10 protein-coding genes are annotated in these 13,486 nt (G+C 63.3%); 5 read left to right on the forward strand and 5 right to left on the reverse strand.

What is annotated here, in order from left to right; genetic code table 11:
• Positions 1-4: 4 nt before the first annotated feature.
• From BM269_RS08790 to BM269_RS08800, 3 genes are all read right to left on the reverse strand, one after another.
• Complete coding sequence (locus BM269_RS08790; RefSeq protein WP_090436655.1) at positions 5-2,791, reverse strand: response regulator; 2,787 nt, start codon at positions 2,789-2,791, stop codon at positions 5-7.
• Positions 2,792-2,977: 186 nt separating this feature from the next.
• Entirely contained in the window at positions 2,978-3,178 is a 201-nt protein-coding gene (locus BM269_RS08795) for a YbdD/YjiX family protein (RefSeq protein ID WP_090436656.1), read from the reverse strand.
• A gap of 4 nt (positions 3,179-3,182) precedes the next feature.
• Positions 3,183-5,243, reverse strand: a complete 2,061-nt coding sequence (locus tag BM269_RS08800; protein WP_090436657.1) for a carbon starvation CstA family protein — start codon at positions 5,241-5,243, stop codon at positions 3,183-3,185.
• 129 nt (positions 5,244-5,372) lie between these two features.
• Between BM269_RS08800 and BM269_RS08805 the strand changes: the two genes are divergently transcribed.
• The 5 genes from BM269_RS08805 (at position 5,373) to BM269_RS08825 (ending at position 11,613) form a co-directional block, all read left to right on the forward strand.
• Positions 5,373-6,734: a cache domain-containing protein gene (locus BM269_RS08805; protein WP_090436658.1), complete on the forward strand. Its 1,362-nt coding sequence runs from the start codon at positions 5,373-5,375 to the stop codon at positions 6,732-6,734.
• On the forward strand, positions 6,731-7,360 hold the full coding sequence (locus tag BM269_RS08810) for a response regulator (protein ID WP_090436659.1): 630 nt from the start codon (positions 6,731-6,733) through the stop codon (positions 7,358-7,360). The genes BM269_RS08805 and BM269_RS08810 overlap by 4 nt, the downstream gene beginning before the upstream one ends.
• Positions 7,361-7,565: 205 nt before the next feature.
• Positions 7,566-8,753 (forward strand): HDOD domain-containing protein, encoded by a 1,188-nt coding sequence (locus tag BM269_RS08815; protein ID WP_090436660.1) that lies wholly within the window; start codon positions 7,566-7,568, stop codon positions 8,751-8,753.
• A 2-nt stretch (positions 8,754-8,755) separates the two neighbouring features.
• Positions 8,756-10,813 carry a putative bifunctional diguanylate cyclase/phosphodiesterase gene (locus BM269_RS08820; protein WP_090436661.1) on the forward strand — a complete coding sequence of 686 codons (2,058 nt, stop codon included), beginning with the start codon at positions 8,756-8,758 and terminating at the stop codon, positions 10,811-10,813.
• A gap of 2 nt (positions 10,814-10,815) precedes the next feature.
• Positions 10,816-11,613: a substrate-binding periplasmic protein gene (locus tag BM269_RS08825; protein ID WP_229204562.1), complete on the forward strand. Its 798-nt coding sequence runs from the start codon at positions 10,816-10,818 to the stop codon at positions 11,611-11,613.
• Here the strand turns inward: BM269_RS08825 and BM269_RS08830 are convergent.
• Together BM269_RS08830 and BM269_RS08835 are read right to left on the reverse strand one after the other, a co-directional pair.
• Complete coding sequence (locus BM269_RS08830; protein WP_090436662.1) at positions 11,610-12,407, reverse strand: alpha/beta hydrolase; 798 nt, start codon at positions 12,405-12,407, stop codon at positions 11,610-11,612. The two genes, BM269_RS08825 and BM269_RS08830, sit on opposite strands and share 4 nt — an antisense overlap.
• Positions 12,408-12,444: 37 nt before the next feature.
• Complete coding sequence (locus BM269_RS08835) at positions 12,445-13,470, reverse strand: alpha/beta hydrolase (RefSeq protein ID WP_090436663.1); 1,026 nt, start codon at positions 13,468-13,470, stop codon at positions 12,445-12,447.
• Positions 13,471-13,486: the final 16 nt, after the last annotated feature.

The raw sequence follows: 13,486 nt of genomic DNA on the forward strand, positions 1-13,486 counted from the left end.
GATTTCATGCTCCCTTCGGCAGGATGAGACTGAGCGAATGCCGGACTGACTGGAATTCGCGCTCCAGTTGCGCTATCAGGGCTGGCGCGCCGTCTGTTTTGCCGGCGCGCGCCATTTGTTCCAGGTCCTTGAACAGCTTTGCCAGGATGTCGGCCCCGACGTTGGCGCTGCTCGATTTCAGGCTGTGGGCGGTCTTGCGGATGGTGTTTGGGTCGCTTTCTGCGACCGCTTCGTGCAATGCTGCGAGCTGGCGGGGAGTGTCCTGCAGGAAGGTGGCCAGCACGCGGTGCAGCAATAGTTCTCCCTGCTCTGCGCTGAGGGCGCGGATAGCGTCAAGCGCCAGCGGATTGATGGCAGCTGCCGGCGCGGCGGCGGGGACGGCCGGCGAGTCGGGTACGCGCAGGGCGATCCAGCGCCCAAGCGTGTCGGCCAGGGCCTGTTGCGAGAAAGGCTTGCTGATGTAATCGTCCATGCCGGCCGCCAGGCAGCGTTCGCGGTCGCCCTGCAGGGCATTGGCGGTGATGGCGACGATCGGCGTGGTCCGTGTGCGGCCGCGCTGCTGCTCCAGCCGGCGGATTTCGGCAGTGGCGGCCATGCCGTCCATGACCGGCATCATGCAGTCCATCAGCACCAGGTCATAGTCGCCGGCGCGCACCGCGGCCAGTGCCTCTTCGCCATTGGCGGCGCAGGCCACTTCCATGCCCAGGCCGCGCAGCATGGCCGATGCCACCTCTACGTTCACCGGATTATCCTCCGCCAGCAAGGCGCGCGGCCGCTGGCCATGCCGCGGCCGCGGCGACGATTGCGACGGCGGCACGCCGGCCAGGGCCGCCACACCCACGCCTTCATTGGCGCGCAGCGGCGTCACGATGCAGTCGTACAGGTCGGGCTCGCGCACGGGTTTGATGAGCTGGAACGCCACACCCGCCGCACGGCGCTGCACCTGGTCCGCCGCGTTGCGCTCGGAAGCGAGCAGGATCAGCCGCACCGGCGAAATATCCGGATCGGATTTGATTTCAGCCGCCAGTGCCAGCCCGCCGATATCGTCCAGCCCCACGTCGAGCAGCGCCACATCGTAAGGCGCACCCCGCGCCGCGGCTGCGTGCAGTTCGCGCAAGGCGTCGGCGGCACTGGGCGCGCAACTGCCCTGCAGGTGCCAGCGTGCCAGCAGCCGGTGCAGCGCCAGCGCGCTTTCCGCATGCCGATCGACCACCAGCGCGCGCAAGCCCTTGGTCGGCTTTTGCTGGAAGCCCGCGTCGTCCGCATCCACGCGCCGCTTGTCAAACTGCACGGTGAACCAGAACACCGAACCGCGCCCCAGCGCATTGTCGACGCCGATCGAGCCCCCCATCAGCTCCACCAATTGCTTGGAAATCGCCAGCCCGAGTCCGGTGCCGCCATGCTTGCGGGTGGTCGATCCATCGCCCTGCGAGAACGAATCGAAGATATGCGCGCGCGCCTCGCGCGACACGCCGATGCCGGTATCGTGCACTTCTATCCTCAGCCGCGCCGACTGCGCATCCTCTTCCGCCACGCGCACCGCCACCTTGATCAGGCCCTGGTCGGTGAACTTGACCGCGTTGCCCAGCAAGTTGACGATCACCTGCCGCAGCCGGTTCGGATCGCCGCAGATCGCCAGCGGAATATTGTTCGCCACCGCGAACTCGATTTCGATGCCCTTGGCCTGGGCCTGCGGCGCGAACACGTTTTCGATATCGTCCAGCAGCTCGCGCAGGTTGAAGTTGATGTATTCAACGGTCAGTTTGCCCGCTTCGACCTTGGAAAAGTCAAGGATGTCGTTGATGATTACCAGCAGATGTTCGCCCGAGCGCCGCACCATGCTGGTGTAATGACGCTGGGTTTCCGTCAGTTCAGTGGCCGCCAGCAGTTCCGCCATGCCCAGCACGCCATTCATCGGCGTGCGGATTTCATGCGACATATTGGCCAGGAAGGCGCTCTTGGCCTGGCTGGCCGCTTCCGCCGAATCCTTGGCCTTTTCCAGTTGCGCCGTGCGGATGCTGACCTGCCGTTCCAGCTCTCCACGGTATTGCGCCAACTTGGTGTCGCGGCTCTCGATCTGCGCCAGCATGCCGTTGAAGCTGTCGATCAGCGTGCCCAGTTCATCGCTGCGCTGGTGCTGGACCTGGGCGTAGGTCTGGCTGCTGCTGACCCGGTCCGCCGCCGCGATCAACTGCGCGATGGGCGTGGCAATGCCTTCGCGGAAGCGGGCCGACAGCACCAGCGCCAGTCCGAACGAGGACGCCGTGGCTGCCGCGGTAATGCCAAGGTTGCGCAGGATGCCAAGCCACAGCGAGGCTTGGCCGGCCTCGATCATGACCGCCCCGATCACATGCTGGCGCACCCGCACCGGCCGGTAAAGCCGCAGCAGCGGCGCCCAGGGCGGACCATCGCGCTCGGCCATTTCGCCGGAAGCCAGTTGTTGAAGGCGCTGCGCGTCCAGCGCATCGGGCGCCAATTCACGCAGGGCAGGGTAGGCGGCGAACAGCTTGCCATCCCGGTCAAACAGCGCGGCGCGCGTGATGTCGCCCTTGACCGCCAGCGCGGCCAGGGCTTGTTCGGCCGTGGGCCGGTCGGCATAGAGCAGGGAAGCAACGCTACTGGCGCCGATGACATCAGCCAGGGACGTAAGCTGCTTGCGCTCCTCGCTGGTATGGGAAAGGATGGACGCAACGGCGAACGCCACGAACACCAGCAGCAGGGCGCTGCCGGTGGTGAGCACCGAAATGATGGTCAGTTTCTGGCTTAAGCCGGACCGTTCGAAGTTGAGCATATTCGCCGCCGAAGGACGATTCCATCGGGCAAAGAATAAATGCTAAGAATTTCGACACCTTGATCTGGCTCTAAGGTTCAGTTGCTTGCAATAAAATGTCCACCTGGGGTCAGGAACAAAATGGACAATTCTTCCGCCAAGGAAAAAAATGTCCAATTCGTTCCTGACCCCAGGTGGACAGCGCGGCTAGCAGCAGCCGCCGCGCTTGCCGGCGCCGCCGTAGCGCGCTTCCTGCCGTTCGCGGAAGAATTCCTTGTAGCTCATCACGGGCTCACCCGGGTGGGTGTTCTCGCGATGGGCGACGTAGGTGTCGTATTCCGGCAGGCCGCACATCAGCCGCATGCTCTGTCCGAGGTAGCGGCCTGCCTTGACGATGTCGCCCAGCATGGCTTTATTTGGCCGCGGCGGCGTATTGGGCCGGGGCTTCGTTGTGGGTTGGGCGGCTGGCGTTCCAGGCTGCCAGCGCGGTGCGTACGCCGAATGCCAGCACGCTGACAACCACGATCATGAAGAAGGCTGCCAGGCCCGCATCCAGGTAGTCGTTGAAGATCACCTGCCGCATCTGTTCGATCGACTTGGCCGGCGCCAGCACTTTGCCATCGGCCAGTGCGGCCTGGTATTTCGCGGCGTGGGCCATGAAGCCGATCTTCGGATTGGCGTCGAAGATCTTTTGCCAGCCGGCGGTGAGGGTGCACAGCAGCAGCCAGATGGTCGGCAGGATGGTGACCCAGGCGTATTTGGCACGTTTCATCTTGAACAGCACGCAGGTCGCCAGGATCAGCGCAATCGCAGCCAGCATCTGGTTGGCGATGCCGAACAGCGGCCACAGGGTGTTGATGCCGCCCAGTGGATCGACCACGCCCTGGTACAGGAAGTAACCCCAGGCCGCCACGCACAGGCCGGTGGCGAGCAGGCTGGCGAACACGGAATCGGTGCGCTTCAGCGATGGTGCGAAGGAGCCCAGCAAGTCCTGCAGCATGAAGCGGCCGGCACGGGTACCGGCATCGACAGCGGTCAGGATGAACAATGCTTCGAACAGGATGGCGAAGTGGTACCAGAACGCCATCATGGCCTTGCCGCCCACCACATTGGACAGGATGTGCGCCATGCCCACCGCCAGCGTCGGTGCGCCGCCGGCGCGGGAGATGATGGTCGATTCGCCCACGTCCTTGGCGGTTTGCGTCAGCATTTCCGGCGTGACGTAGAAACCCCACTGCGAGATCGCCTGTGCCGCCGATTCCGCAGTGGTGCCGAGCAGTGCCGCCGGGCTGTTCATCGCGAAGTACACGCCTGGTTCGATGGTCGAAGCGGCGATCAGCGCCATGATGGCGACGAAGGATTCCATCAGCATCGCGCCGTAGCCGATGAAGCGGGCGTGGGTTTCATTCTCGATCATCTTCGGCGTGGTGCCGGAGGAAATCAGCGCGTGGAAGCCGGAGACGGCGCCGCAAGCGATGGTGATGAACAGGAAGGGGAACAGGTTGCCGGACCATACAGGGCCGGTGCCGTCGATGAACTTGGTCAGCGATGGCATTTGCAGCATCGGCGACACGATCACGATGCCCAGCGCCAGGCCGACGATGGTGCCGATCTTCAGGAAGGTGGACAGGTAGTCGCGCGGCGCCAGCAGCAGCCAGACCGGCAGCACGGACGCGATAAAGCCGTAGCCGATCAGCATCCAAGTCAGTTCGGTGCCGGAGAAGGTGAACATGGGGGCCAGGGCAGGGTTTTCCTGCACCCACTGGCCGCCGAAGATCGCCAGCATCAGCAGCACGAAGCCGATCAGCGACACTTCGCCGACGCGGCCGACGCGGATGTAGCGCGAGTAGACGCCCATGAACAAGGCGATCGGGATGGTGGCCATCACGGTGAACGAGCCCCAAGGCGAGTGCGCCAGTGCCTTCACCACGATCAGCGCCAGCACCGCCAGGATGATCACCATGATCATGAAGGTGCCCAGCAGCGCGATATTGCCAGGGACCGGGCCCAGTTCGGACTTGATCAGGTCACCGAGCGAACGGCCGTCGCGGCGGGTGGAAATGAACAGCACCATGAAGTCCTGCACGGCGCCGGCGAATACCACGCCGGCCAGGATCCACAGCATGCCGGGCAGGTAGCCCATTTGCGCCGCCAGCACGGGGCCGACCAGCGGGCCGGCGCCGGCGATGGCTGCGAAGTGGTGGCCGAACAGGACGTTCTTATTGGTCGGCACGTAGTCCAGGCCATCGTTGTACTTGTAGGCCGGGGTCAGGCGACCGGCCTCCAGGCCCATGACGTTCTTTGCAATAAACAGGCTGTAGAAGCGGTACGCGATCAGGTACACGCAAACGGCCGCAATCACCAGCCAGATGGCGCTGACAGGTTCGCCGCGCTTGAGTGCAATCACGCCCAGGGCGCTGGCACCCAGCACGGACATCGCTGCCCAGCCAAGTTTCTTCATAACGGGATTCATCGGTGTCTCCTCCAAGGATGAATGGCCAGTATTCAGGAATTGAATATCTGTCACAAGCGCACCACTACGCAAACGCCGTCGGTATAACTACGTAGGACAGGCATGCCGCGGCGGGCTTACAATCGCCGCATGAAGCTGCGGCAAAAGTTCCTGTTCCTGGCCATTGCGCCACTGATCCTGGCCCTGTGCGCGATCTCCATCGCGGTGCGCTACCAGGCGACCACGCTCGCCCGCCAGCAGCGCGATACCATCCAGCAGGCCTACCTGGCCAGCAAGGAAGCGGAACTCAAGCACTACGTGACGCTGGCCAATCACTCGATTGCCCACCTGGTCAAATCCGGCCGCAAAGACCCGGCCACGCTGGACGAGGCGAAGCGCATCCTGTCCACCCTGAGTTTCGGCGATGACGGCTATTTTTTCGTCTACGACATGCAGGGCAATTCGCTGATGCACCCGCGCCAGCCGGAACTGGTCGGCCAGAACCTGTTCATGTTGAAAGACCAGGAAGGCAATCCGACCATCCAGCGCCTGCTGGCCCGCGCCCGTGAAGGCGGAGGGCTGGAGCGCTACAACTGGGTCAAGCCGTCCACCCATAAATCGGCGCCCAAGCTGGGCTACGTGATCCCGCTGCCGGAATGGGGCTGGATGCTGGGCACCGGCATCTACCTCGACGACGTCGACGCGGCGCTGGCCAAGGTCGACGCCCAGCAGCGCGGCAATATCCGCAACACCTTGCTGTGGATGGCGGCGATTGCCGCCATGGCGCTGGTGGCGGTCGGCGTCTCCGGCCTGGCCTTGAATATCCGTGAATACCGCGTGGCCGATGCCAAGCTCAAAGTGCTGGCACAGCGCGTGGTCGAATCGCAGGAGGAGGAGAGGGCGCGGCTGTCGCGTGACCTGCACGACGGCATCAGCCAGTGGCTGGTGTCGATCAAGCTGCAAATCGAAGCGGGCATCATCCGCCTTGGCAATCCCGCGCAGCAGGACAAGGCCAAGGCCGCCTTCGAGCACACGGCGGAACAGTTGAACAATGTGCTGGGCGAGGTGCGCCGCATCTCGCACAACCTGCGTCCCGCCATCCTGGACGACCTGGGCCTGGCCGCCGCGCTCGACCACCTGGCGGCCGAATTCCGCGTGCACATCGGCGTCGACGTGGCCTTCAGCGCCACCGGCTGCACCGACGGCCTGCCGGACGTGGCCAACACGGTGCTGTTCCGCATTGCGCAGGAAGCGCTGACCAATATCGAGCGTCACGCCGCAGCCGCCAGCGTGAATATCGATCTGGAGGGCGATGCCGAGGGCGTCACGCTGCGCATTGCCGATAACGGCAGCGGCTTCGATGCCGAGGGCATCGCCGGCCATCCTAAGCGGGGCATCGGCTTACGGAATATGATGGAGCGCATGGATGCGATCGGCGGCCAGTTCCGCATCGAATCCTCGCCCGCCGGCACCACGGTGCTGGCGCGAGTAGACAATAAAGGACAAAAATGAGTGAGCTGCGCACAAGTATCCTGCTGGTAGACGACCACCCCCTCGTGCGCGACGGCCTGCGCGCGCGGCTGGAAGCCATGGCGCAGTTCGAAGTGGTCGGCGAGGCAGGCAGCGCTGCCGAAGCGCTGGAGGCCGCGCGCCTGCACAATCCAGACCTGGTCCTGATGGACATCAATATGCGCGGCACCAACGGCATTGAAGCCACCGCCTTGTTCAAGCGCCAATTCCCGGCGATTGCCGTGCTGATCCTGTCGATGCACGACAAGTTGGAATACGTGACCCAGGCCATCCAGGCCGGCGCGCGCGGCTATGTGCTGAAAGACGCGCCGGGCAAGGATATCGTGGTCGCCATCGAGACCGTGATGGCAGGCGGCATCTACTACAGCGCCAACCTGGCGCAGCAGCTGGCCAAGCCGATGGCCCAGGATAACCAGCTCACCACGCGCGAAGCCGAGGTGCTGCGCCACCTCGCCAATGGTGAATCCAACAAGCATATTGCGCGCGAGCTGGACCTCAGCGTGCGCACGGTGGAAACCCACCGCCTGAACATAAAACGCAAGCTTGGCATCGAAGGGCAGGCAGAACTGATCAAGTTTGCTGTCCAACACGCACAATTCGATAAATAAAAAATTAGTAAAATAATCAGCAATGTATCGTTAGTGATACAAAACTGGCAATTCGATTGTCTCCTCTACCACGCAAAAGCTGACTTTTGGGCAATTTCTGTTAGACTCCCCGAGTCTTGTAACACAGGGTGTCCGCGTGCGCTCAATGGTTGCTTTACATCAACAGACCATTTACCATTGTTAGTGTTACCACACCGAGATTCCGATGTTTGCGTCAGACCCGAAATCGTTACCGCTGGTGGGAATCAAGCCTGTCCTGGATACCCAAAACCACTGGGTAGGACTGGCTTTTCAGCTGCCGGAAGCGGTTTCGCTGCCGACGCTGCAATCGCTCCTGGGCTGCCCTGAATCCGACGCACTGGGTTCGCTCGATTACTTCATCCCCCTCGCCGATCCATTCGCGCTCGACGCCAGCCAGCTCGATGGCCTGCCGCTTGATCGCATCGTATTCACTGTTCCCGCCGCATTGCTGGCCGACGAGGCGATGCAGAAGCACTGCAAGCGGCTGGCCGACCGCGGCCTGCGCTTGTTGGCGGACGGCGACGCCGGCATCGCCGCCGTCCAAGCCGGCATCCGCGGCCTTGATGTCGATTGCACCGAAGCGCTGCCCGGCACGCTGGCGATGATGTCGCTGCCCGGCCCGCACCTGGCCCGCAATGCCGACGCCACCCGCGCCGATGCATGCCGCAAAGCCGGCTTCACCCTGTTGCGCGGCGAACTGCCGCGCGCGCAAGAACATGAACATGAACATGAATATGAGCGTGATGGGGGGCAGGGCGATGGCACCAGCCGCAAACGCCTGCTTGCCCTGCTTGGCCTGTTGGCGCAAGACGCCGATTCGCGCGAACTGGAAACCCTGCTGAAGCAAGACCCGGCGCTATCCTTCCAGTTGCTCAAGCTGGTGAATTCAGCGGCCTTCGCCCCGAACAGCAACCCGATCCACAACTTCGGCCAGGCCATCAACCTGCTGGGCCGCCGCCAACTGCAACGCTGGCTGCAGCTATTGCTGTATGCGCGCCAGCAGGCCGACGGCCCGGCCAATGCCTTGCTGCCGCTGGCTGCCCTGCGCGCGGCGCAGATGGAAGCCCTGTGCAAGCTGCGCGAAGGTGAGCGCGACGCACAGGACCAGGCCTTCCTGGTGGGCGTGTTCTCCTTGCTCGACGTGCTGCTGGCGATGCCGATGACCGACATCGTCTCGGCCCTGAACCTCGACCTGGACGTGGTCGCGGCCCTGCTGGACCGCAGTGGTCCACTGGGTGAAATGCTGGCGCTGGTGGAAATGCACGAACCGCAGGCAAGCGCACTGCGCGATGTCGGCATCGACAACGAAACCTATTGGCGAAGTCTATTGCAGGCCTACCATTGGGCGCTGCAGGTCAGCAGGAACGTATAAACATGCACGAGCAACCGGTTGCCAACTACCTCGCCAGCAGCGCCGCCGTGTGCGATGCGGTGCTGCGCCTGCGTGGCCGTGCGCTCGTCGAAGAGCTGGGCCGCATCGCGCGCGAGGTCACCGGCAGCCCGCATGGCCGCTACGTGCCGCGCGAGATGACGCCGGCCACCGGTTTGCCGGGATGGGAAAGCGGCCTGTCGCAACTGATCCAGTACGATCACCAGTATTTCGGCCGCTTTGAAGTTTCCGGCCTCGACAGCTACACTGAAACCAGCCGGCAGAACCTGGCCAGCCTGGCCAGTCTCGCCGCCAGCGTGCTGCAGGTGCACTCGATAGCGCAGCGCACCACCCACGCCTATGTGCAAGTGGAAGCGCGCTTGCAGCATCAGACGCAAATACTGGACCAGATCCACGAATCGGTGCTGACCATGGACCTGAACGGCTTCATCACAAGCTGGAACAAGGGCGCCGAGCGCCTGTTCGGCTATTCGGCGGTGGAGGCGGTCGGCCGCAACATCATCTTCCTCTACGACGACGAAGACGAAGACCTGGGCGACGAATTCCTGGAGCAGGGCGGCCGCCTGATGGAAGTGCGCCGCAGGAAGAAGAACGGCGATGTATTCTGGGCCAGCCTGTCGCTGTCGCAGTTATGCGATATGGAAGACCGCTCGATCGGCCTGGTCGCCTATTTGACCGACATCACGGAGCGCAAGGAGGCGGAGGAGCGCATCCACCACCTGGCTTACTACGACGCCCTGACCAGCCTGCCGAACCGTTCGCTGCTGACCAAACTGGTCGACCAGGCCATGACGGTGGCCCAGCGCAGCAAGGCAGACGGCTGCGTGATGTTCATCGACCTGAACCGCTTCAAGCTGATTAACGACACGCTGGGCCGCGCGGTCGGCGACGCGCTGCTGCGTGAAGTGTCGCAGCGCTTCCGACTCGCCTTGCGCGACCAGGATGTGGTGGCGCGCCTGTCCGGTGACGAATTCGCGGTCGGCCTGTTCGACATCCACCAGCATTACGAAGCCAGCATGGTGGCCAACAAGCTGCTGTCGGCGCTGAACGAACCGTTCCTGATCGATGGCCACGACCTGCGCGTCAGCGCCTCGATCGGCATCAGCGTCTACCCGCAGGACGGCAACGACGCCGAGACCCTGCTGCGCCTGGCCGATATCGCCATGTACCGCGCCAAGCAGAACGCCTCATCGGACGGCGAGCATATCGCCTTCTACAGCCAGGACATGAACAAGGGCATGCAGGAGCGTATGCGCATCGAATCGGGCCTGCGCCAGGCGCTGGGCAACGGACAACTGCTGCTGCACTACCAGCCCAAGTTTGAAATCAGCACCGGCAGAATCATCGGCGCCGAAGCGCTGGTGCGCTGGAAGCATCCGGAACGCGGCCTGGTGCCCCCGGCGGAATTCATTCCGCTGGCGGAAGCAACCGGCCTGGTGGTGCAGGTCGGCGAATGGGTGCTGGAAGCGGCCTGCGCGCAGGCGCAGGCCTGGAAGGAAAAAGGCTTGCCGCCGATTCGGCTGGCGGTCAACGTATCGGCGCGTGAGTTCACCTCCGCGCTGCCGGGCCGCGTGATGGAAACGCTGCACCGTTACGGCCTTGAACCATCGTGGCTGGAACTGGAAATTACCGAATCCACCCTGATGCACAATATCGAACGTGTGATCGGCATCATGGACCGGTTGACAGCGGCCGGCATCACGCTGTCGCTGGACGATTTCGGCACCGGTTATTCCAGCCTGTCCTACCTCAAGCGCTTCCCGATCGACACGCTGAAGATTGACCGCTCCTTCACCACCGGCATTCCGGTCGACACCAACGACTGTGCCATTGCCAGCACCATCATCAGCATCGCCCAGCAACTGAACCATAAGGTGATCGCCGAAGGTGTGGAAACCCCCGAACAACTGGCCTTCCTGAAGGATTCCGGCTGCGACGAAGTGCAAGGCTACCTTTTCTCACGCCCCTTGCCCGCGCTCGAATTCGAGAACGCGCTGCTGCAGAACTGGGCGCCGCCAGAACCCGTCGCCGCCGCAGGCTGACCATGTTCCGCGCCGCCGCCCTGGCTATGCTGTTGTCCTGCACCGCGCAGGCAGCCGAGCCGGCGCGCATCAGGTTCGGGCTGCAAGACGACATCGCCCCCTTTGTCATGCCCGACCGCCACAGCGGCCTGATGGTCGATGTGCTGCGCGACGCAATGGCGACGCAAGGCATCACCGCCGACTTCCTTTACCTGCCGCAAAAGCGCACCGAAGAGGCCTTGCGCAAGGGCGTGGTCGACGTCACAACCGGCGCCAAGCCTGTCATGATGCTGCCCGGCGTGATGAGCCGCTGGCCCATCACCAGTTTCCACAACCTGGCGATCACCCGCCGCGCCAACTTGCCGCGGCTGGATTCGGTCGCCGACCTGGCGCGCTACCGCGTTACCGCATTCAACGGCGCCAGCCGGATGCTGGGGCAGGACTACCGCGATGCGGTGCAGGGGAACGCACGCTACTCCGAACCTTTGACGCTGCAATCGCCACTGCTGGTGCTGAAGCAGGTGGACGTGGTGATCTCGCAAAGGGACATCTTCAACTATTATCTTGACCGCCAATCCTATCTGCGCGAAGGCGATTTCGACCTGGTCTACCACGACATTCTTGGCAAGCCGAACGAATATTGGTTCGCCTTCCGCACGGCCGAAATGCGCGACAGCTTCGAGCGGGGCATTGCGGCGCTGTACAAATCCGGCGACATCGACCGCATCTTCGCGCGCTACAACAAAGCCTACGGCACCTCGCGCGAATTTTTCCGCCCATTGGACTGCCGCTTCGCCAGCGTCAAGCCGAAAGACTGCTAGCGCGGCGCTTTCACCACTTCCATGATCCAGCGTGCTACCTCCTCGAGCGAAGCGGAGGGCGCACCCGTATGGCTCGCGTCGGGCTCGTAAAGCTGCGTCATTGGATTGCGGGGCAGGGCATTGAAGTTGGCCTGCCTGGCCTTGAGCAGGCCGGGGTAGTCGTTCTTCGGCACAACCAGGAGCACCGGAGTTTCAGGCTTCATGCCGCGGATCGACTTCATGAGATTCATCGCGCCCTCGGGATCGAACCAGGTCAGGTAGTCGTCCGGCTTGCAGACGACCGTGTACGTACCCTTGGCACCCTCGAAATCCTGCAGCCGCGCTGCCACGCCGCCCTTTCCCGCAGCAGCCAGTTGGCGCGCTTCCTCCAGCGTACCTCCCAGTTTTTCGCGAACCACCTGGCTGGCGCTGCTCGCACCCGGCGCGATAGCGATCAAGCCGTCCACCGGGTTCCTGCTGCCGAAATAAAAGGCGAATGTGCCACCCTGGCTGTGCCCTGCCAGGAATAGGCGCGTGGCTCCCTTCGCCCGTAAGCGGACCAGTGCTGCATTGATTTCCGCCTCCGCCGCAGCCGTGCTGACGTCGTAATTCCTGCTGCCCGACCACGGCATCTCGATATTCGCGACCTGGTAGCCTTTGGCTTCCAGTCCGGATGCCAGCTCCGCCACAAATTTCGTCGGCGAGCCGCCTTTGCCATGCATGACGACGATGCCCACCGCCTGCGGTGCGGGTTGCGCCATGGCGGCGCCAGCAACAAGCAGCATTGCTACAAACTGGCAGAAAAATATACGCATGACGGCCTCCAAGTATCAGTGTGGCGCTGCCCAAAGTCTATCTTGGCACGAAGCTGTCCACTTCATCGATCAGCTGTGCGCGGCCACGGGGCGGACGTTCAAGGTGCAGGAAGTGCGTCCCGTTCGGAATGAGCACCATTCGCACCTTGGCGGCATGTACCAAATCGGCTTGCAGGTTTCGCATATCCTCAGGGCGAGACCAGAAGTCCTTTTCGCCGGCGATGGCCAGCACTGGCGCCGTAATCAGAGAGGCATCCCACAATTGGCGTCCGGTAGCCAGGTAAAAGCTGTCTTCCATTGCACCGCAAGGTGAGCGGAAGCTTCGTGGTTCTCGCTGGCGGCTGGTGCTGTCGCTATCCAGTGCAGCCTCGACGTAAGCTTGCGCGACGGCCGGATCGCGCGCGGTATCCTTCTCGTCGCCCAGCGTGCGGTCCCACGGACCAAGCGTGGAGGCCGCGTCGGCAACGCGATAGGTACCGCAAGCCGCGCGGTTGAATGCGCTGGGACGCTCCTTGTCTTCCATCCCTGTGCCGCGCCCGATCAGCGGATGTGGCGACGTGCCGCGATAGAGGCTATTCAGCATGACAACCGCACTGAGCTTGGGCGAATGCAGGGTCGCATAATGCCCCGCCCACTGGCCACCGGTTGCCCAGCCAAGCAGGGCCACTTTCGAACCACCGCTGCGCTGGCGCACGAAATCCACTGCCGCATCGATGTCCTCCACTGCATCGTTGGTGCGTACGAGCGCCGCACTGGCTGCGGGAGCTACCTCCATCCCGGCAGGCCGCGTCGAAGCGCCATAACCGCGCACATCAAGCGTGTAGACATCGAAACCACGCGCCGCCAAGTCGGACGCCAACGAGCCGCCCGCCACCGGCAGGTCGAATGAAGCCTTCGAACTGACCCGCGCGCCATGCACCAAGAGGATCGGGCGCTTGCCGCGGTGCTGGCCAACCTCCGTCACCGCCAGCGAGATTCCCGGCGCGGAGGGGATATTGAACTGTTGAGAAGCCTGGGCTGGCGAAAGCACCACGCCGGCAGCGATGAGAAGCAAAGTTTTCATTAATCCGTCCCGCGGT

It is taken from the genome of Duganella sp. CF458 (assembly GCF_900113115.1).
GTDB lineage: Bacteria > Pseudomonadota > Gammaproteobacteria > Burkholderiales > Burkholderiaceae_D > Rugamonas.

Coding starts and splice junctions, on each gene's coding strand:
- BM269_RS08790 (WP_090436655.1), bottom strand. CDS start 2,791: ATGCTCAACTTCGAACGGTCCGGCTTAAGCCAGAAACTGACCATCATT.
- BM269_RS08830 (WP_090436662.1), bottom strand. CDS start 12,407: ATGCGTATATTTTTCTGCCAGTTTGTAGCAATGCTGCTTGTTGCTGGC.
- BM269_RS08795 (WP_090436656.1), bottom strand. CDS start 3,178: ATGCTGGGCGACATCGTCAAGGCAGGCCGCTACCTCGGACAGAGCATG.
- BM269_RS08820 (WP_090436661.1), top strand. CDS start 8,756: ATGCACGAGCAACCGGTTGCCAACTACCTCGCCAGCAGCGCCGCCGTG.
- BM269_RS08815 (WP_090436660.1), top strand. CDS start 7,566: ATGTTTGCGTCAGACCCGAAATCGTTACCGCTGGTGGGAATCAAGCCT.
- BM269_RS08835 (WP_090436663.1), bottom strand. CDS start 13,470: ATGAAAACTTTGCTTCTCATCGCTGCCGGCGTGGTGCTTTCGCCAGCC.
- BM269_RS08800 (WP_090436657.1), bottom strand. CDS start 5,243: ATGAATCCCGTTATGAAGAAACTTGGCTGGGCAGCGATGTCCGTGCTG.
- BM269_RS08810 (WP_090436659.1), top strand. CDS start 6,731: ATGAGTGAGCTGCGCACAAGTATCCTGCTGGTAGACGACCACCCCCTC.
- BM269_RS08825 (WP_229204562.1), top strand. CDS start 10,816: ATGTTCCGCGCCGCCGCCCTGGCTATGCTGTTGTCCTGCACCGCGCAG.
- BM269_RS08805 (WP_090436658.1), top strand. CDS start 5,373: ATGAAGCTGCGGCAAAAGTTCCTGTTCCTGGCCATTGCGCCACTGATC.